Annotated in this window: 11 protein-coding genes; 8 read left to right on the top strand and 3 right to left on the bottom strand. The window is 67.0% G+C overall.

Annotated features, from left to right (window positions below; all coding sequences use genetic code 11):
• Positions 1–79: 79 nt before the first annotated feature.
• Both sprA and IT361_18675 read left to right on the top strand, forming a co-directional pair.
• Entirely contained in the window at positions 80–5,998 is a 5,919-nt protein-coding gene (gene sprA, locus IT361_18680; protein MCC6319703.1) for a cell surface protein SprA, read from the top strand.
• Positions 5,995–6,900 carry a M28 family peptidase gene (locus IT361_18675; GenBank protein MCC6319702.1) on the top strand — a complete coding sequence of 302 codons (906 nt, stop codon included), beginning with the start codon at positions 5,995–5,997 and terminating at the stop codon, positions 6,898–6,900. Before sprA ends, IT361_18675 begins: the two co-directional genes overlap by 4 nt.
• Here IT361_18675 and IT361_18670 read toward each other — a convergent pair.
• Entirely contained in the window at positions 6,890–9,388 is a 2,499-nt protein-coding gene (locus tag IT361_18670) for an MASE1 domain-containing protein (GenBank protein MCC6319701.1), read from the bottom strand. The two genes, IT361_18675 and IT361_18670, sit on opposite strands and share 11 nt — an antisense overlap.
• Before the next feature lie 117 nt (positions 9,389–9,505).
• Here IT361_18670 and tadA point away from each other — a divergent pair, with 117 nt between their 5' ends.
• The 4 genes from tadA (at position 9,506) to IT361_18650 (ending at position 17,699) form a co-directional block, all read left to right on the top strand.
• A complete protein-coding gene (tadA, locus tag IT361_18665; protein ID MCC6319700.1) occupies positions 9,506–11,986 on the top strand; it encodes a Flp pilus assembly complex ATPase component TadA in 2,481 nt (826 codons plus the stop codon).
• Between the two features lie 276 nt (positions 11,987–12,262).
• Positions 12,263–13,423, top strand: coding sequence for a type IV pilus twitching motility protein PilT (locus IT361_18660; GenBank protein ID MCC6319699.1), 1,161 nt, complete (start codon positions 12,263–12,265; stop codon positions 13,421–13,423).
• A gap of 21 nt (positions 13,424–13,444) precedes the next feature.
• A complete protein-coding gene (locus IT361_18655) occupies positions 13,445–14,638 on the top strand; it encodes a type II secretion system F family protein (GenBank protein MCC6319698.1) in 1,194 nt (397 codons plus the stop codon).
• A 382-nt stretch (positions 14,639–15,020) separates the two neighbouring features.
• Complete coding sequence (locus tag IT361_18650) at positions 15,021–17,699, top strand: carbohydrate binding family 9 domain-containing protein (protein MCC6319697.1); 2,679 nt, start codon at positions 15,021–15,023, stop codon at positions 17,697–17,699.
• Between the two features lie 19 nt (positions 17,700–17,718).
• Here the strand turns inward: IT361_18650 and IT361_18645 are convergent, their stop codons facing one another.
• Together IT361_18645 and IT361_18640 are read right to left on the bottom strand one after the other, a co-directional pair.
• Positions 17,719–18,264, bottom strand: coding sequence for a hypothetical protein (locus tag IT361_18645; GenBank protein MCC6319696.1), 546 nt, complete (start codon positions 18,262–18,264; stop codon positions 17,719–17,721).
• 2 nt (positions 18,265–18,266) lie between these two features.
• Positions 18,267–19,331: a hypothetical protein gene (locus IT361_18640; protein MCC6319695.1), complete on the bottom strand. Its 1,065-nt coding sequence runs from the start codon at positions 19,329–19,331 to the stop codon at positions 18,267–18,269.
• A gap of 276 nt (positions 19,332–19,607) precedes the next feature.
• Between IT361_18640 and IT361_18635 the strand changes: the two genes are divergently transcribed.
• Positions 19,608–19,910, top strand: coding sequence for a hypothetical protein (locus IT361_18635; GenBank protein MCC6319694.1), 303 nt, complete (start codon positions 19,608–19,610; stop codon positions 19,908–19,910).
• Position 19,911: 1 nt separating this feature from the next.
• The gene (locus IT361_18630) at positions 19,912–20,841 is read left to right on the top strand and encodes a branched-chain amino acid transaminase (GenBank protein MCC6319693.1); all 930 of its coding nucleotides are present in this window, start codon (positions 19,912–19,914) and stop codon (positions 20,839–20,841) included.
• The last annotated feature ends 2 nt before the right edge of the window (positions 20,842–20,843 follow it).

Here is a 20,843-nt window from a genome sequence, read left to right as displayed (position 1 = left end):
GGCGCAGTCACCCCGCCGCGACTCGGCACGGGTGGCCTCGCCCCGGGATTCGGCTCGGGCGCGCGGGCGCGACGGGGCCGTGGACTCGCTGGCCCACCGTCTCCGTGATCGCCTGGCCGCCCTCAGCGATCTGCGGATCGAACTGAACACCCGACTCGAGGCCAAGGCGCAGCAGACGAAGAACGAGCGCTGCGCCACGAGTGTGCTCTTTCGCGCCGGGTTCAGTTGTCGCGCGCCCTACACGCCGGCCCTCGATGCGCAGTTCAACCTGCGGTCGAGCGGCGGGTTCACGGACCGCACGAACGTGGACGTGGACTACGACTCTCAGCGCGAGTTCGACGGGTCGAACACGATTTCGCTGTCGTACCGCGGAAAGGAGAAGGACATCCTGCAGCAAGTGGAAGTCGGCAACGTGTTCTTCACGCCGGCGCCGTCGCGCTTCATTACGGCCGGGATTCCGAGTGGCAACTTCGGGTTGCAGGCGGCCGCGCGGTTCGGACCGGTGGGCGTTACCGCGATCGCCGCGCAGCAGAAGGGCAACGTGATCCGTGACCAGGTGTTTCACGTCGGCGCCGGCACGATTCGCACGGAGCAGCGCGAGATCGAGGACTACCAGATCGAGCCGCGACGATTCTTCTTCACGATCGACCCCACGCTGCTGGGCGCCGAGTATCCGAACATCGACATCCTCGACGGCCGGGCGATGCAACGGCTGGCGAATGCCCTGCCAGACACGGTGCGGCCGACGCGCATGTTCGTGTATCGCCTGATCCTCGGGGGCCAGCCGCCCAACCCCAATGGCCCGCGCTTCCAGCTGATTGGTGATCCGCTCTCGCGCAGCGGCCAGGTCTACGAACTCCTGCGCGAGGGCGTGGACTACTACATCGACCCGTCGCTCCTGTGGCTCGCGCTCGTGCGGCCGCTGTCGCTCAACAACGAGCGACTGGTGGTCGCGTATCGCTTTACGGTGGCCGGCCGCGACACCACGATTGCCCGGCTTGGCGGGACGCCGGACCTCGAGTTCGAGACCGGCAAGACGCAGTTGGCGCACCTGGTGTGGGATCCGCAGGTGACCCCTGCACAGCCGGCGTTCCGGCGCGAGATCCGTTCGGTGTACCGCCTGGGTGGCGACGACCTGCGCCGCGAGACGGTGCAGCTGCGCATCGTGGCCGGGACGAGCGCCGAGCAGGAGAAACCTCCCGGCGGCTTCGCATCGACATACCTGCAGCTCTTTGGACTCGCCCAGGTGAACAACCCCGCGAGCTTCGACGCCGACAACAGGCTGTGGCCGCGTCCCGACGATCCGAACCTGCTGGTCGCGGCGGTTCCCGGGTCACGTCTCTTTCGTGACCGCTTCGTGGTGTTCCCGTCGCTCGAGCCCTTCGCGCGCCGCGGCCTCGCGCGGCCGAGCGAAGTGGCGGCCAATGACACGATCTACCGGACGCCGAGTGAATACATCTACTCGGCGCAGCACCCCCAGTCGTTCTACCGGCTCGCGGCGCGCTACGACGTGTCGGGTGGGTCGGCGGGCACCATCGCGCTCAACTCGGTGCAGATCCGGCCGGGAAGCGAGCGACTGGCCCTGGAGGGCCGCGCGCTCGTCAAGGGCGTGGACTACGAGATCGATTACGAGCTGGGGCGCGTGGTGCTCCTGCGGCCGGACACGCTTGCCCGCGTGACGCGCCGGCTGGTGGTCCGATACGAGGAAAATCCGCTGTTCGCGACCGTGCCGACCTCGATCCTGGGTGTGTCGTCGCTGTGGAACTTCGGATCAGGACACCTGGCCTTCACGGCGATCTCGCAGTCGCAGCGCACGACCTTCACTCGGCCCTCGTTAGGCCTGGAGCCGCAGGCGGCGGTCGTGGCGGGACTCTCGGGCGTGATCGGCTGGGAGCTTCCCCGACTGTCGCGGCTCCTCTTCCGGCCGCGCGACCCGACGGCGCCGCCGCCCACCACGCGCCTCGACGTGACCGCCGAAGTCGCCGTTTCACAACCGCGACAACGCAAAGGCCAGCAGGCCTACATCTTCGACTTCGACAACGAGGGCAGCGTCAATGTGAACCTGCTCGATGCGCAGTGGCTGCTCGGGTCGCAGCCGGCGCTCGGTCGCGTGCTCGGTGCGCGAGTCGGCGCCAGCACCCTCGACACGATGCGTGCGACGTCGCTGGCCTGGCAGAACTCGGGCACCGGGCTGGACGGGCGCCTGGTGCAGTTCACGATCCAGGATATCGACCCGCAGGCCGCGCTCGCCGGCACCGGCATTGCGGCTGTAGAGCAGATCCTCTGGCTCTCGCTCTATCCTCTGTCGATCGGTGGCAAGTACGACGCGACGCGGAATCGCTACGCGTGGCAAACCGGATCCACCCTGGGCGGGCGCCGTTGGCGCTCGATCCGGACCACGTTCGGTGTGGCCGGGAGCGGCATCGACCTGTCCCGCGGCGAGCACCTCGAGTTCTGGACGCTGGTCGATACCTCGGCAGTGCGCCGGGGACGCAACCCGACGCTGGTGTTCGACTTCGGCGATCCGTCGGAGAACACCGTGGCCGTGGGCCCCGACAGCGTCGTCGTCAGCGGCGCGGACTCCCTGTACCTCGGACGTCACCTCGAAGGCTATGATCGCCTCGACAGCGAACGGGATCCGTTCTCCCGCGCCTTCAACGCCGACGTGAACGACCTTGGCCTTGCCGGCGACGTGATCGAACGGCTGCTGGTCGTGCGTCCGCCGGAGCCGGTCGTGCACTCCAACGTGGCGATCTGCACCGTCGGTCGCTCCCGCACGCGACCACTCGGCGACAATCAGGGCAACTGCACGGCGCACAACGGGCGGCTCGACGAGGAGGACATCGACCAGGACAACGCCCTGAACTTCAGTGCGGCCGAGCGCGAGAACGAGCGTGTGCGGCGGTTCGTGGTGAACCTCGCCGACACGCGCGCCTACACACGCGTCGGCAAGTGCGGGGCCGTCGTGCGCGACGTGAACGGTGGCATCCCGGCCGATGCACGACTGTGCTGGGTGCACGTGCGGCTCCCGTTCGGCACGCCGACGGACTCCACCGGAGGTGGTCCGGCGATCCGACGCATTCGCGCGCTGCGCCTCACCGTGGTGTCCGGCGAACAGCTCGATGACGCGGCCTTTTCGATGACACCGATCGCCCGTCTGCGCGTGGCCGGAGCGCCGTGGCTCAAGCGCGCGGATCGACCGATCGAGGGCGTGGCCGGGACACGCACGTCGCTGACCGGCACCGTCATCGCGTCCACGATCGGCACGCAGGACCGGGACACCACGCGCGGCATCTTCTACGAATCGCCGCCCGGCGTCACTGACGCTCCCGATCAGTCCTCATCGGTGTTTGGCAGCCAGCAGCAGCAGGTCAACGAGCGTTCGCTTCGGCTCCTGTCCACGCAGCTGCAGGTCGGCGCGCGCGCCGAGGCGTTCTTCAGGTTTCCTGAGGGACAACGGAGCTTCATGGGCTACCGGGAACTGCGCCTGTGGGCCCGGGGCCGTGGACGCGGGTGGGGGCAGGTGAGCGACCTGCAGGTGTTCGTGAAGCTCGGCCGCGACGCCGACAACTTCTACCTCTACCGCGCGCCGGCCTCGTCAGGCACGACGCGCGCGGCGTGGGAGCCCGAGGTGCGCGTGCGCTTCGACCGCTTCTATGCGTTGCGGGCGCGCCTGCAGGAGGCCTTCCTTCGCGGCGACTCCACGTCGAGCACCTGCACCGGCGTCGACTCGGTGATCATTGCGCGCAGCGCACCACCGATGGGGTTGCGAGCGCGCCGACTGGCCGCGTGTGAAGACGGATACATGGTGTACACGGTGGACCCAGCCGTGACACCGCCCAACCTTGCGGCGGTGCAGGAGCTGGCCGTGGGCATCATTCGCGTGGATTCACTGCGCGGCACCGACCCGCTGTTTCCGGCCGACACCGCCGAGGTGTGGGTGGACGACATCCGCCTGGCGGACCTCGTCAGCACGATCGGGTACGCCGGGGAGGTGAGCGCCACGCTGAGCGCCGGCGATGTCGGATCGCTCAGGGTGTCGATGCGGCGGCGAGACCCAAACTTCCGGCAACTGGGCGAGGCGCCGTCATTCCTCACCAACGACGACCTGGAGGTCTCGGCGACGTGGCGGCTGGATCGCTCGCTGCCACCGGGCCTCGGACTCGCGATCCCGCTCACCATCTCGCATCGCGCGTCACACGCGGGCCCCGAGTTCCTCACACGGAGTGACATTCGCGGCGCCTCCGTGGCCGGGCTCCGCTCGCCGCGCGAGCGCAGTACCAGCATCGGCATCAACGTCCGGCGTACCGAGGCCGAAGGTCCGTGGTATCTCGCCGCGCTGAACAACGTCGTCGTCGACGGCTCCGCGACGCTCGCCAGCCACCGGACCGAATACCAGGACGCGGCGCTGCGCGACATGCGTTTCGGGTTCGACGTGGCGAGTACGGGGTTCTTCGATACCCCCGCGGCGCCGCGACCCGACGCGGGAGGCATTCCCCTGAACCTCCTCGGCGCTACCACGATGCTACGGTTGTCACCCAGCTACGTGCGCGTGACCTCGTCGCTCGTCTCCGCGGACGATCGGCGATCTGCGTTCCTCAAGCCGGCCGATGCCGCTGACGATGCCGAGACGCGCGTCACCAGCGACCAGACGCTCTGGCAGTCGTCGAGCGTGCTCGAGTGGAAGCTGCTGCCGGCGGTCACGGCCAGATGGGATGTGGCGACGGTGCACGACCTCCGGAGCTACGACGGATCGTCGCCGAATGCGCTCGCTGCGCGACGCGAGCGGGGGAGCCTGCTCGGCGTCGACGTTGGGCTCGAGCGTGAGCGCACGATGACGAGTTCCGTCACCTTTGCTCCGGCGGTCCAGGCGTGGATCAGGCCCCGCCTGGCCCTGGGCTCCACCTACGGCATGCTCCGCGACCCGAACAACCGCTCGCTCGCCGTGTCGTCCGATGACCCACTCGGTGCACCGCCGGCACTCGTCAGGCGCACAGGGAACACGCAGTATCTCACGGCCGCGGCGACGATCGATCCGGGGCTCGGCATCGGTGCGTGGCTCGGCGACAGCTCCGCCTGGGCCCGAATGGCACGGGTGATCCGACCGTTCGATGTGACCGTGACGCGGAACCAGCTGGCCTCATACGACGGCGTCCCCGTGGCCCCCGGACTCGGCTTTCAGTTCGGCCTCGGCCCTGTCGACGGTTTCCGTTCACTGCGCGGGTTCGTCGCGGCCAATGCCGGAGCCAGTACCGACTACGTCGTGACCAACGCCTTCGCGCTGGGCGGCGGCGTGTCAATCACCCAGCGCGCGCAACGGACCGTGAGCCGCCACTGGAATCGCCGCGGCGAGGACCGCACGACGCGCATCGAAGGGGAGCAGCAGGTCTTTCCGGATGTTGCCCTGCGTTGGAGCGGCCTGCCGCTCGCACTGCGCGGCATGTTCACGTCTCTCGGGCTCACGGCGCGCGCCCTGCGCGCCCGACAGGAGTGGACCACGCCGAGCGACCTGCGGTTGGCGAGCAGCGAGGTGCGGCGGTCAGAACAATTCAGCGTGCCGCTGACCGGCAACCTGGTGACCGTGTGGGGCAATGTCGCGCTCAGTGGCACGTACGCCTGGTCGCGTCGTGTGGACTCGCTCCCCGGCAGCCTGGCCAAGGGACGTTCGAGCGATCTGGTGACGGACATTGCGAAGTCCTTCGGGCTCCCCGCCGCCTGGGGCCTGCACTCTCCCCTGCGAGCGCGCCTGTCCTACCAGGAGACGCTGGCCGAGAACTTCGTGTCGAACGCCGCGGTCGTTGGCGCGCGCAGCCGGCTCACCGACAACGGGCGGCGCGCCTTCAACCTCAACTTCGACACCGATCTCTCGGAGACCATGCAGTTCAGCCTGCAGGCCTCACGTGTCGCCACCTTCGATCGGAACTTCAACCGCCGGATCGTGCAGAACATATTGACCGCAGTCTTTCAGATGCAGTTCTTCGCCGGAGCCAGCAGGTGAGTATCTCACGTTTCGTTCCGATGGCCCTCGCCGCGCTCGTCGCCTGCGAGCGACCGTCAGCCGCGCCACGACCGTTCGACGGCGCACAGGCGCTGGAGTATGTGCGCCAGCAACTGGCATTCGGGCCGCGCGTGCCGGGCACGGAGGCGGCGCAGAAGGCCGGCGACTGGATCGTGCAGATGATGCGCGAGCGCGCGGACACCGTCATCGAACAACGATGGACGCACGTGACGGCGTCGGGCGACACGGTGCCGATGCGCAACATCCTTGCGCGCTACCGGCCAGAGCTTACCGACCGCGTACTCTACGTGGCGCACTGGGACAGCCGTCCGCGATCCGAGAACGCGAGCGACACGTCGCAGCGGCACCTGCCGGTCCCGGGCGCCAACGACGGCGCGTCGGGTGTCGCGTTGCTCATCGCGCTCGGCGACCTGCTGGTCAAGGCACCTCCCTCGATCGGGGTCGACTTCCTGTTCACCGACGGTGAGGACTACGGCACGTTCGGCCCGCCCGATACCGATGTCCTTGTCGGCGCCGCGTATTTCGCCGAGCACCTGCCATCGCCAGGATACCGGCCGTTGTTTGGCGTGCTGTGGGACATGATCGGCGATCGCGATCTCTCCATCGGCAAGGAAGGGCACTCGGTGGAGAAAGCCGGCGACGTGGTGGAGCGGGTCTGGCGCGTGGCGGGAGAGTTGGGCTACGGGCAGTATTTCACTCCGGACAACATCGGCGCGATCACGGACGACCACGTGCCGCTGCTGGCGAAGGGGTTGCCGGTGATCGACGTGATCGACCTCGCGTTCCCCTGGCACCACACGCCTGACGACACGATCGACAAGGTGTCGTCCGTCTCGCTCAAGATCGTGGGCGACGTGGCGTGGGCGCTGCTCAGCCCGTAGGCGTGGCGGCGCGCGGGTCCGGCTCGAGCGTGAACCAGAACGTCGCTCCTTCGCCCGGGGCGCTCTCGGCCCACACGCGACCACCGTGCGCGGCGATGACCCGGTGCACGGTGGCGAGCCCGATGCCGGCGCCCTCGAACTCCTCGGGCTTGTGCAGGCGCTGGAACGGGGTGAACAGGCGCGCGGCATAGCGAGGATCGAACCCGACGCCGTTGTCACGCACGAAGATCCGCGTCTCGGCCTCGTCACGGATGTGCCCAACGTGCACCGCGCCATCGTCGCGGCGCGCGGTGTACTTCCACGCGTTGTCGAGCAGGTTGTGGAGCGCGATCGCCACGAGGCGCGCGTCGGCGCGCGATCGCATTCCCGGGTCGATGGTCACCGCCACCTGTCGGGCCGGCTGTGCCGCCCCGATCTCACGCGCGATCTCGCCGGCCATGGCGCTCACGTCGACCATGGTACGTTCGATCAGCTGCGTGGAGAGCTGACTGAGTCGCAGCAGGTCGTCCACCAGTCTCTGCATCCGCAGGGCCGCCTGGTGGATACGCCGCGCGTGATCGCGGGCATGCGCCGTCTCACCGCCCTCGAGATCCTCGAGCAGCGCCCGGCTGAATCCCTCGACGCTCCGCAGCGGCGCACGCAGGTCGTGTGACAACGAATAGCCAAACGCTTCCAGCTCCGTGTTGGCCATCGCCAGCTGCGCGGTACGTTCCAGCACCCTTCGTTCGAGATCGGCGCTGAAACGGCGCGCGGTCTCCTCGGCGCGCTTGCGATCCGAAATTTCCACCGACGATCGCAACACGTGCGTGACGGCCCCGTGCTCGTTCGTGATCGGCAGCAGGGTGACCTCCCACCAGGACTCGTCACCTCCAACGACGACCGGTTCCTCGAAGCGCTGCAGGAGTCCCGACGCGCTGGCGTCGCGCGCGTGACCCAGGTTGCGCTCGAGATGCGTGTCCGTGAAGCCCGGCCAGCCACGCAGCAGCATCTCCGCCGAAAGCCCTAGCGAGGCGTGGTGCGGCAGGGTGGGCCAGAGCTGCTGCTGCAGCTCGCGCGCGGCGCGATTGTGATGCACGAGGCGCAACTCGCCATCGCGCCCAACGACGAAAAGGTGCTGCACCTCATGTGTCGCGTCGGACACAGCGGCAAAGCGGACTTCGCTCTCCCGCAGTTGTCGCTCCGATGCGCGTGTTTCGGTGACGTCGCGGGCGGTGGAGAGCAGGTACTGTGTGCGCTCACCCTCACGCATGGGCACCAGCGTGGTCAGCACGCTCCGTTCCCCGATGGGGCTTGGCGCCGTCATCTCGTACACGACCACGTCGCCACGTGTGATGGCCTCGTCCATCCGCGCACGGTGCGCTGCCGCCGTCTCGGCAGGACCCCCGACCTGCCGGCGATTCTCGTCGACCGTGCGGCCGAGGAGGTCGCGCTCGCCCGTGCCGCCCCGGAGTGCAGCCATTGCCGAAAGCCAGGCACGGTTGGCCATCAGCACGCGCGGCTCGCCGTCGGCGCCGATCTCGTAGAGTACCTGTGCGTCGCGCGTCCCCTCGAACACCAGTGAGAGCTTGCGTTCGGTGTCCTGCGACCGGCGCAACGCGCGTTCTCGCGCCGACATCGACGACGCGCCCACCAGGACCATGAGTACCGTCATGACATGGAAGGCCTGCACGTCGACCACTCGCACAGCGCCGCTCGGGCTGGCGAGCGCTCCGGTCCCGTGCCACACACCGAGGGTCGCCGCGATGGTCAACACGGCCACGAGCACCGCAGCCACCCGCAGTTCGGCGCGAACGCTCATCCACAGCAGCATCGGGAAGAGCGCGATCCACATCGCCACCACACGTGACGAAGTCCCGAGTTCGTACGAGAAGAGCACGAACCCGCTCAGGAACAGCGTGCCGGCGATCATCGCCGCGAACTCGAGGCGCCGCGGCCGCGCGATGGGATCCCGGTTCTGCAGCCAGAGCAGCAGCGGCGGGCCGAACGCGAGGATTCCGATCGCGTCGCCGAGCGACCAGGACCCGAACGCCCGGAGCATGCCATCGCGCGGCAGTTCGCCCAGGACGAACAGGATCAGCACCCCGCACGCCGCGCCGCCCATGCTGCCCAGTGCGGCGATCAGCGCCAGGCGGATTGAATCGCCGCTGCTGCGGAATTGCAGGTCGATGCGGGACGGTCGGATCAGTGCGCGCGCAATCGCGACCTCGATGGCGGTCGGCAGCATCAACGCCAACGCCCCAACGAGCGGCTGCTTGTCGAGAATGGCGGCGACAAACGTTCCCGCGGCCACCCCGGGGAAGAGGCGCCAGCCGTAGAGCGCAATCACTGTGAACGCCACCGCGCTCGCCGGCCACGCGATCGCGACGACGTTGTCCTCGGGCCGCGCGATGAACAGGCCGTAGGCGACGCCCGTCACGCTGGCGAGGAACGTCAGCAGGTTCGCGAGGAGCAGGGATCGCACCTGCGGCGTGGTCCTGTCGTCGCTCACCGGAGGGTGGGTGAAGGAGCGCACCCGTTCGACGGGGCGGCGCGAGATTGCAACCAATCGACACCGGGCGCAAGGAATCGATGGCGCGACCGGCCTTTGGCCGCGCGAGCTTGTCGCATGCCCATGAAGGTGGATCGCCTGCATCTCGTGCTCGGACTCCTGCTCGCCCTGGGCGTCGGCTTCCGCGCCGTGTCCAATCACGCAGGGCGACAGGCAACGGAAGCGCCCGAGTTGCGCGAGCACCGCGCTCGCCTCGACAGCGCCCGTCTGGATGACCGAAAGAGGTCCAGGAAGCGCGCGAAGGTCGCGGGCACGCCTCCAGCCGATTCTGTCGCCGGACCGCGGCGCGAGCGGACTCCGGCCGGCGCGCTGGACCCAGGGAGCGTCCGCGCACCCACGGCGACGCGGGCAGCGCCTGACGATCAGCGCTCGACGGTGCGGGTCGACGTCAACATGGCGGGCGTGCCCGAGCTGGTTGCCCTGCCTGGCGTCGGCCCCTCGCTCGCCCGTCGCATCGTGGAGCACCGCCAGGCTCACGGACCCTACGCAACTCTTCAGGCGCTCGGTGAGGTGAAAGGGCTCGGTCCGAGGTTGCTGGCGCGGCTGGCCCCGCACGTGACCTTCGGTCGGTCGATGCGTCCCTCTCGTGTGTCATCCGGGACGCCCGTTGCGGCGTCCCCGGTGTCGCATACGTCCCTGAACGGCGCACGCCGAGCCTTGCCGGCGTCGCCCCGTGCCGCCTTCTCCGTCCTCGCACCGACTTCCGACTCGCACATGGCAGCGCCACCGGTGGCAGCTCCAGAGAAGCTCGCGGATGCCCTGCTCCGGGATGGACTGATCACCAGGGAGCAGTACGAGCGGGCGCGTCAGGAAGCCAAACAGGGTTCGACGAGCTTCGCCTATGCCCTGGTGAAGCTTGGGCTCCTCCCCGAGGTCGAGCTCACCAAATACGTGGCGCGCGGGTCGCGGATGCCCGCGGTCGACCTCACGAAGTTCGAGGTCGACCCGCGCATCATCAAGCTCGTGCCCGCCGAGCAGGCCATCAAGCATCTGGTCCTGCCGCTCAAGCGCGACGGCCGGACGCTGACGGTGGCGGTGGCGGATCCGACGAACCTCGGGATCCTGGAAGATCTCAAGTTCATCACCCGCTACGACATCTTTCCGGTCCTGGCGGGTGAGTTCACGCTCCGCAACGTCATCGACAAGCAGTACGACCAGGGCGACCAGAACATGAAGTCGCTCCTCGACGACATCAATCTCGAAGGAGATGTCGAGGTCGTCGAGGAGCAGGAAGAGGATGTCTCCGCGGCCGCCCTGGCCGCGGCGGTCGATGATGCGCCGGTCGTCAAGCTGATCAACGCGATCCTGACCGACGCGGTCAAACGGGGCGCGTCCGACATCCACTTCGAGTGTTTCGAGCACGAGCTGCGCGTTCGCTATCGCATCGACGGGGCGCTGCAGGAAGTGATGAAGCCGCCCCTCAAGCTCAAGGCGGCGCTCATCTCGCGCTTCAAGATCATGGCGCAGCTCAACATCGCCGAGCGTCGCGTGCCGCAGGACGGCCGCATCAAGCTGAAGATCGGCAACAAGGTCATCGACTACCGCGTCTCCACGCTGCCGACGCTGTTCGGCGAGAAGGTCGTGCTCCGGATCCTCGACAAGGGGAACCTGACGCTCGACCTCGAGAAGTTCGGCATCGAGCCGTCCGCCGAGCAGTCGCTGATGGAAGCGATCATGAACCCGTATGGCATGGTGCTGGTGACCGGGCCGACGGGTTCAGGCAAGACGACGACGCTGTATTCGGCGCTGTCAAAGATCAACAACATCGACGTCAACATCATGACGGCGGAGGATCCCGTCGAGTACAACCTCTTCGGGATCAACCAGGTCCAGGTTCGCAACGAGATCGGAATGACGTTTGCCGCGGCGCTCAAGGCGTTCCTGCGGCAGGATCCGAACATCATCATGGTCGGCGAGATCCGCGATCTCGAGACCGGTGGCATCGCGATCAAGGCGGCCCTCACCGGCCACCTGGTGCTCTCGACGCTCCACACGAACTCGGCGCCGGAGACAGTGACCCGTCTGCTCGACATGGGCCTCGAGCCCTTCAACGTCGCGTCGGCGCTGAACCTGATTCTCGCCCAACGCCTCGTGCGTCGCATCTGTCCGCGATGCAAGAAGAAGTACACGCCGGACGAAACGGAGCTGGCGGGCGCGAAGGTGTCGGTCGACACGACGCTGCGCGAGCTGCGGTTCACCGAACGCGCGGTCGTCGACGCCAAGGCCCGGGCAACGGCGGAGGCCGCGCCGCACCTCGAGCACCTGTCGCTCGACACGCGCATCGGCGACCTGCCGTTCTTCAAGGGGCGCGGCTGCGAGGAGTGCGCGGGCACCGGGCTCCGGGGTCGCCAGGGCCTCTATGAGGTCATGTTCATGACGCCGGAACTGCGAAAGCTGATCCTGATGAATGTCGGCGCTCAGGAAGTCAAGGACGCGGCGATCGAGCAAGGCATGCTGACGCTGCGTATGGACGGCTGGCTCAAGGTGCTCAAGGGCGTCACCACGCTGGAGCAGGTGATCCGCGAGACGTCAGTCTAGGGCGGATGGACGCGTGGACGGATGAATACGCGAGGGAGATCCGCTCCGGCGTATCGACGGGTGGTGGCGCAGGGAGCCGCCCGGAGGGGTGTGAGAGTGTGTGCTTTGTCACCGTCGTGACGGGCGCGGTATGCGCACGTCCTTTAGTGGTCAGCGGTCGTGCAGGATCCTGGGAGGAGACTGAACCATGCAGCTCATGAACCCATCGTGGCCCGGGAAGCCGCTTGTCGCGGCCAGACCCGTTCATTCACTCGCTCACGCGTCCGGGCGCGCACGATGACCAAGCCCTCGTCCGCGCCGGCCGTCAATCTTCGCGCTCTGCTCGAGGAGATGATCGAGCGCGATGCGTCTGACCTGCACATCACCGCCGGTGAGCGCGCCAAGCTGCGCGTCGACGGTGACATCGTGAACTCCAATGGCGAATACGTCCTCACGCCAAAGGACACGCTGCAGCTGGCCTACTCGGTGCTCACCGAGAACCAGAAGAAGCGCTTCGAGATGGACGACGAGCTGGACTTCTCGTTCGGCATCCAGAACCTCGCGCGCTTCCGCGGCAACTGCTTCAAGCAGCGCGGCTGCGTGTCGATGGTCATCCGGCAGATTCCCTTCAACATCCGGTCGTTCGCCGACCTCGGTCTGCCCGGCGTGATCGCCCGAATGGCCGAAAAGCCGCGCGGGCTCGTCCTCGTCACCGGTCCCACGGGCTCCGGCAAGTCCACCACGCTCGCCGCGATGATCGACAAGATCAACCGGGAGCGAAAAGGCCACATCATCACGGTGGAAGACCCGATCGAGTTCATTCACCGGCACCAGAGCTGCATCGTCAACCAACGCGAGGTGGGCACCGATACCCGGACCTTCGCCAACGCGCTCAAGTACGCCCTGCGCGAAGATCCCGACGTCATCCTCATCGGCGAAATGCGCGACCTGGAGACCATCCAGGCGGCGCTGACGATCGCCGAGACCGGCCACCTGGTGTTCGCGACGCTGCACACCAACTCGTCGGCCGAAGCGATCAACCGCATCATCGACGTGTTCCCGAGCCATCAGCAGTCGCAGGTACGCGCGCAGCTCGCGTTCGTGCTCGAGGGCATCGTCACGCAGACGCTTCTGCCGCGTGCCCGGGGCCGCGGTCGCGTCATGGCCGCTGAAATCCTGGTGATCACCGCCGCGATCCGCGCGTTGATCCGTGACGACAAGATCCACCAGATCTACTCGCTCATGCAGTCCGGCAAGAAGTTCGGGATGCAGACCCTGAACGACGCGTTGTACCAACTGTACGTCGCCCGCGAGGTCGTCGAGGAGGAGTGCCTCCGCACCTCCGGCGACCCCAACGAGTTCCTCCGGATGATCGGGCGCGCGCCGCTCGACGAGGGGGAAGATCGCAGCAAGTCCACTTCGCAGCGCACGGCCGCCGTGGCCGGCGGCCGCCGGTAGCACGACGGGCCAGGAGCCGAAATGCCGAACTTTACCTACACCGCCAGGTCGCAGAGCGGCGAACTGAAAACTGCGACGATCGAAGCCGCATCAAAGGAGGACGTGGTCGCGCAGCTGCGACGCCAGCGCCTCTCCGTGGTCAAGGTCGACGAGGACGCCAAGCCGAAGAAGACGAAGGGCAGCGTGAAGATGCGCGACATCGTCATCTTCACCCGTCAGTTCTCGACGATGATCAACGCCGGTCTGCCGCTCGTTCAGGCCCTCGATATCCTGGCCAAGCAGTCCGAGAACAAGGTGTTGCAGGACGTCACGCGGGCCGTGGTCTTCGACGTGGAGTCGGGTCACACCGTCGCCGACGCACTGGCCAAGCACCCCAACGCGTTCAGCGAACTCTACGTGAACATGGTCGCGGCCGGTGAGGCGGGCGGTATCCTCGATACCATCCTGCTCCGATTGGCGACGTTCATGGAAAAGAACGACGCCCTCGTGCGCAAGGTGAAGGGCGCGATGATCTACCCGGGCGTCATCATGTCGGTCGCGGCCATCGCGATCATGGTGCTGCTCATCTTCGTCATCCCGGTCTTCGAGAGCATGTTCGCAAGCGTCGGCCTGGCCCTGCCGGTGCCGACCCGCATCGTCATCGGCCTCTCACGGTTCCTCAAGGGCTACTGGTGGGCCGTGGGCGCGGGCGTAGGTGGCGGCGTGTTCATGCTCAAGCGCTACTACGGCACGTCCAACGGTCGGCTCGTGATCGATCGCATCATGCTCCGGCTTCCGGTGCTTGGTGACGTACTCCGCAAGTCTGCCGTCTCGCGCTTCACCCGCACGCTCGGCACACTCATCTCCTCGGGTGTCAGCATCCTCGACGGTCTCGAGATCACGGCGAAGACCGCGGGCAATCGCGTCATTCAGGACGCCATCATGGCCTCGCGAGCGTCGATCGCCGGAGGTGATACCATCGCGGCCCCGCTGCAGAAGTCCCAGGTCTTCCCGCCAATGGTCATTTCGATGATCGCCGTCGGTGAACAGACCGGTGGGCTCGATGAGATGCTTTCCAAGATCGCGGACTTCTATGACGAAGAAGTCGACGCCGCGGTGTCCGGGCTGCTTTCTCTGCTTGAGCCCGTCATGATCGTCTTCCTTGGCGTCGTCGTCGGTGGTATGGTTGTAGCCATGTACCTGCCGATCTTCGACATGATCAACGCGGTCCAGTAAGGCAAAGGCCTTCCAGGATACGGATGCTGGATTGAGGGGTGGAGGGATGAAGGGGGACGGATTGGATCGGTGGATTGAGAAACAATTGCTGATGTACTGATAGCTTCGTTCCCTTTCGCCCTCGTGCTGGGGAACCGAGAAACGCCTCCCGGGAGCAATCCCGGGGGCGTTTTTGGTTTGCGTGATGCAGGACGGTGGTCCTCGAGTGGGCGCGGCGGAGGCAACATGGTTCGGGCCGGTGGTCCTCGCGCGGGCGCGGCGGAGTCAAGATGGCGGCGGCTGACGGCAGGGCGGGGCTTCGGTCGCCGTAAGGCGTGGTCTCGGGCGATTCTGCCGCCGCGGTCCGGCCGCTAGACTCCCGCCGCCCGCCAACCCTGCGCCCATGGTCGAGTCTTTCCGCCTGCATCTCCTTCTTGCTGCCTGCATCGCGTTTGCCCCACTGGGCACGGCTGCGCAGGTGGCAGACACGCTACCGCGCCCCACGCTCCGGGCCGCCTTTCGTTCGGGCGACATCCGCATCGACGGTCGGCTCGACGAAGCGGACTGGGAGCGCGCCGAGGCGGCGAAGGACTTCGTGCAGAACTCGCCGAATCCGGGCGCACCGGGAACACACCCCACCGAGGCGCGCGTCCTGTACGACCGCGCGGCGCTCTACATCGGGGTCCGCATGTCCGACCCACGGCCGGACTCGATCGCACAGCAAATGGCGCGTCGCGATGCGGTCGACATCTACTCCGACTGGATCCGGATCGGCATCGACTCGTACTTCGATCGTCGTACGTCGTTCATCTTTGCGGTCTCGCCACGCGGGATCCAGCGCGATGAGTTCCGGTACAACGACAACGAGAACGATCCCCTCTGGGACGCGGTCTGGGAAAGCGCCGCGCACATCGACAGCGCGGGATGGAGTGTCGAGGTCCGCATCCCGCTGTCGCAGCTCCGGTTTTCGGTGTCGAACGGCGCGACGGCCCGCTGGGGCATCCAGTTCGGTCGCATGTTCGCGCGGAACAACGAGGCCGATCTCTGGTCACCGATGCCGCCGCAGCAGCCCGGTGTCGTTTCGCGCTACGGTGACCTCGTGGGGCTCGACTCCCTGGTGTCGCCGCGTCGGCTCGAGGTGCTTCCGTACGTCTCCTCGCAGGTCGAACGCGCTCCGGGCAACCGAGCGAACCCGTTCTACCAGGCCACCGCGGCCGATGTCCGCGTCGGCGCCGACGTGCGTTACGGCCTCCCGGCCGGGCTCACGCTCACGGCCACGGTCACTCCGGACTTCGGACAGGTCGAGGTGGATCCTGCCGTCGTGAACCTCTCCGCGTTCGAGGTCTTCTTCCCCGAACGGCGGCCGTTCTTCCTCGAGGGCGTCGACATCTTTCGCTTTGGCCAGAGCGTCACGTTCAACGACAACAACCCAAGCAACTTCTTCTACACTCGACGTGTAGGTCGAGCGCCGCGTCGATCGCTGGCGACGACGGGGGCGGCATATTCTGACGTGCCGTCGCGCTCGGACATCGTCGCGGCGGCCAAGGTCTCTGGCAAGACGGCGGGCGGCCTCTCGGTTGGCGCGCTGGGAGCGCTCACGCGCGAGGTGCAGGGACGGTTCACGCTGCCGAGTGGCGGCATCGGCAAGGCGCCGGTGGAACCACGCACGGGCTTCCTGGTCACGCGGCTGCGACAGGACTTCCGCCAGGGGAATACCGTCATTGGCGGTGTAGCGACCGCCGTCCGCCGCTCGCTCGACGATCCCGCGCTTGCCTCCTTCTTCGTGCGCGACGCGGTCGTCTCCGGTGCGGACTTCGAGCACCGGTGGGGGCGGCGCACGTGGGCTCTGAGCGGGTTCCTTGCGGGGAGCCGTGTGGCCGCTGACGCCCCGGTGATCACCGCGCTCCAGCGCTCTCCCATCCGGTCGTTCCAGCGTCCCGATTCACGCGCGCTGCGTCTGGACACCACGAAGACGTCTCTCGATGGCATCTTCGGGACGCTCTCGCTCGCGCGAACCGCCGGCGAGCACTGGCTGGGCTCCCTGACCTACGAGCACACCAGTCCCGGCTTCGAGGTCAACGACCTCGGGTTCCAGACCCGCGCCGATATCCGTTCCCTGTCTTCGGCCGTCCAGTTCCGGGAGACCAGGCCAGGTGCCGTGTTCCGCAACTACCAGATGCAGGCCTTCGTCACCGGAGCGGCCAACGCCGACGGCAATGTCGTCGAGAAGCGCCTCTCCGTGCTCGCCAACGGCCTGCTCAACTCCTTTTGGGGGCTGAATACCTGGCTCTTCATTCAGCCCGAAGCATGGGACGACCGGCTCCTGCGTGGCGGGCCCCTCTCGCGAAAGCCGACCGAGTACCAGGCGCGGGTCGGCACCGAGACGGACAACCGTCGCGTGGTGGTGGGCTCGGCGGCCTACGAGTACAACGGCAACGCCGCGCGGGAGTGGCGGCACACGGTGGAAGCCGGCGTCGAGATCCGGCCGTCCTCGGCCGCGCGCATCCAGTTCCGCCCACAGCTGGTGCGCCAGTTCGATGTGGATCAGTACGTGACCGTGGTGCGCGACCCCGCCTCGGCGACCTATGGATCGCGCTGGGTCTTTGGCGACATCGACCAGAGCGAGTTTTCGCTTGAAACGCGCGCCGAGTGGACGTTCAGTCCGATGCTGACCTTGCAGCTCTGGGCCCAACCCTTCGTGGCATCGGGTCGCTATCGGAGCTTCAAGGAGTTTCGGACGCCAGGTCGCTTCGACTTTGATGTGTACGGTCGGGATCGCGGCACCATCACGCGGCACACCGGCGCGAACGGCGATCAGGTGCGCGTCGATCCCGATGGCTCCGGGCTCGCACCCGCGTTCTCCTTTGGCGAGCAGGACTTCCTGGTGCGATCGCTGCGCGGCAACGCGGTGTTGCGGTGGGAGTACCGTCCGGGCTCCACGCTGTTCGTCGTGTGGCAACAGCAGCGCGAGGGTTTTCGCGATGTCGCCGACCTTGCTGCGTCACGCGATTTGTCGAGCGCCTTCCGCGATCCGGCGCGCAACGTGTTCCTCGTGAAGGTGAGCTACTGGCTGGGGCGATAGGCTGGCGCAGGCCGGTGAGTCAGCACACGCACAAGTCCGGGCTCGCTGGCTGCCCGCGTCCACGGCCTACTGGCTGGTCCCATCCGCCGGGGCGGTCAGGGTGATGTCCGCGAGCACGTTGCCAGGACAGTCTCGTACGCGGGCGCTTCGGGGCGAGAACATCGACGATGCGAAACGCGCCGCGCAGGTCATCGACGGTTCCCTCACCCCGACTCAGCATGGCCAGGACCTCTCTCCCACGGTGCTCTGCACCACGCACCAGGTAGCACGCGGTATGCTGGCTGCAGTTGCCCGTGCCGTACTGGTGGCCGCCCCAGGGCTGAAACCGGTAGCCATCATAAAGACAGATGATGATCTGTCCGGCGGGCTGTTCCGGGCATTCGTAGTGTGCGTGAAAGGAGTAGGCAAACGTGACATTGATCCCGTTGTAGCACGCGGCGCAGTCATCAACTGGAATGGCGGCGCCGAGTTCGACAGGAGAGGTGCGAGCGACACTGACACTCGCATCGGAGTTGCCGTAACTCGTGACAACGAGGGACATGGCCAAGAGGGATGGCAGTCGCATGGTCAATCTCTCCTCGGTGGGTTGTTCCTGGTCGCTAGTCTGATGCGCGAGAGCCGTACGATGTTCGTGCCATCTGGCGCATCCACTACGCTGACGAGTTTGTCCGCGCCAGCCATGGCGACGACAAAGGGGCTCAGGATCTGCTGAGCCTTTAGCTTCCCCTCAGGGATCGAACGCCTCTCCAGCACGATCTCGAAGAAGTTCTCGCGTGCAAGGTTGGGCCCCTTCGGGCTGACGAGCGACCCGCCCATCGTCAACGGCTTCCATCGCGCCTTCGCCCGCTGAATGAGGACGAACAGATCGGACCCAAGTACGCGTGCGCCAAGAATCATCGGCATGGGCCTCACGAGCCATGGCGGTTCTCGCATGGCCACTCGACCCGCAGGAAACCAGTCGACGCGCGGCCGTACCTCAGCGAGCTGGTGTCCAGAGGACGAAGCGAGCGTGACGTGGTATGCATACACCTTGCTGATCACCACGCCGGAGTCGCCCGCGCCGGCAAGGAGACGGATACGATCAAAGTCCTCCTCTCCGTCGTTGTCCCCGGGCTGCACGCTTGGCCCGAAGCCCCCTTTGACGAGGAGCGGAAACACCAGCCCCTGCCGTCCCTTTGTCGATGCGTTCGGCACACTTACGAAGAACTGATGCCCCACGCGGGCCGGATTCAGCGCGTGCGCTTCGAGGGGGAAGGTTCGAGCGAGGCGGCCATCCGGAGCAAACACCGTGGCGCGCAGGTTCAGGCCGTCGAGGACGAACAGGGAATCCCCGTCCCCGAAAGCCAGCCCATCGTGCTGCAGGAACTCTCCGGGCCCCTTGCCACGTCTGCCGAGCAAGGCAATGAATGCACCGGAGATGTCGTACAGGGCGATGGCGCCGCGTTCGGAGACCTGTGAGATCGCGATTCGCGTCTTACCCTCTGCCACGATGACGCTGCCAGCCAGCAGGTCGAAGCGCCCGGCCACGCCGCGCAGATCAAGGCTCGGTGCAAGATCGACATCCTGCGCCCCCGCAATCCCGCCCGGCGCCACCATGAGCGCCAGAAACGCGACGATCGACCTCCGCACCATGGCGACCCTCCCTCGCAGTCCCGCGCCCCAATGGCCAGTCGGCATCATCTCCCCGGCGTGGTTCATCGCGCACGAACCCCGGCAAGCGTTCCATCAACCGTCGCCACTATGCGCGGGGGGGGGGGCGCGTTTGTCAAGAGCCAGGCACGTGGCCCGCCGGATGCAGGGAAACGGTTGGTCGGACCGGAAGCGGCGACGGGATGGCCTGACATCCGCGCGCTCTGGTCGCGCTGATCACAGGGCGGGCATTCTCGCCGCCGCCTAGATTCCTCGGCTATGTACTACATCCTCACCTACGAAGGCGTCGACTCATACGCCGAGGTGCGCGCGCCGTTCCGGCCCGCGCATCTCCAGCACGCAAGAGACGCGTATGCACGCGGGGAGCTGGTGCAGGCCGGCGCACTCATGCACCCCACCGACGGCTCCGTCCTGGTCTTCCGCGGCGATTCATCCGAGGTCGCCAAGCGCTTTGCGGCCACCGACCCGTTCGTGCTGAACGGCGTGGTCAAACGATGGACGGTGCGCGAATGGACCACCATCGTCGGCGCCGATGCCACCGTGCCCACCATAGGAACCTGACATGTCCCAACTGACCGCAACCGAGTGGATCTGGCGCGATGGCACCTTCATCCGCTGGGCGGATGCCACGATTCACGTCCTGAGTCACTCCGTCCAGTACGGCTCCGCGGTGTTCGAGGGCATACGCTGCTACTCCACGCCGAAGGGCCCGGCGATCTTCCGGCTGCAGGCGCACCTCGAGCGGCTGCTCGGGAGCTGTAGGGTCTACCGCATGGACCCTCCCTATGCCCTGGACGAACTCGTGGACGCCTGTCGCGCGCTCGTGCGCAAGAACGCGCTCGACGCGTGCTACATCCGACCCATGGTCATCCGCGGATACGGCGCGTCGTCGATGGTGCCCTTCGCGTCGCCGGTCGAAGTCTTCCTGCCGTGCTGGCCATGGGGCGCCTACCTCGGCGCCAGTGCGCTCGAAGATGGTGTGGATGCGCAGGTGTCGTCGTGGAATCGCGTCGCGCCGAACACGATCCCCACGATGGCAAAGATCGCGGGCAACTACCTCTCGGGAATGCTCGTGAAGATGCAGGCGCTGGCCGACGGCTACGCCGAGGGGATCTCGCTCGGCCCCGACGGTCTGCTGTCCGAGGCGTCGGGCGCAAACCTCTTCCTGGTGAAGGGTGGTCGCATCTTCACCGCACCGGTCGACGGCACGCTCTTGCCGGGGATCACCCGCGACACGGTCCTCTCTCTCGCGGGCGACGTCGGGGTGCAGGTGAACGTGCAGGACATGCCGCGTGAGTCGCTCTACCTCGCCGACGAGGTCTTCTTCTGCGGTACGGCCGCCGAGATCACGCCGGTGCGCTCGGTGGACAAGCTGCCGGTGGGGACGGGGAAGCCGGGCCCCGTGACGCGCGCGTTGCAGGAGCGCTTCCGGCAGACGGTGACCGGCGAGATTCCTGACGCGCACGGCTGGCTCACGCACGTCAACGACTGAAC

The organism is Gemmatimonadaceae bacterium, assembly GCA_020846935.1.
Taxonomy (GTDB): Bacteria; Gemmatimonadota; Gemmatimonadetes; order Gemmatimonadales; family Gemmatimonadaceae; genus RBC101.
The sequence above is the reverse complement of the archived record's forward strand: the minus strand, read 5'-3'. Positions and strand labels throughout refer to the sequence as shown.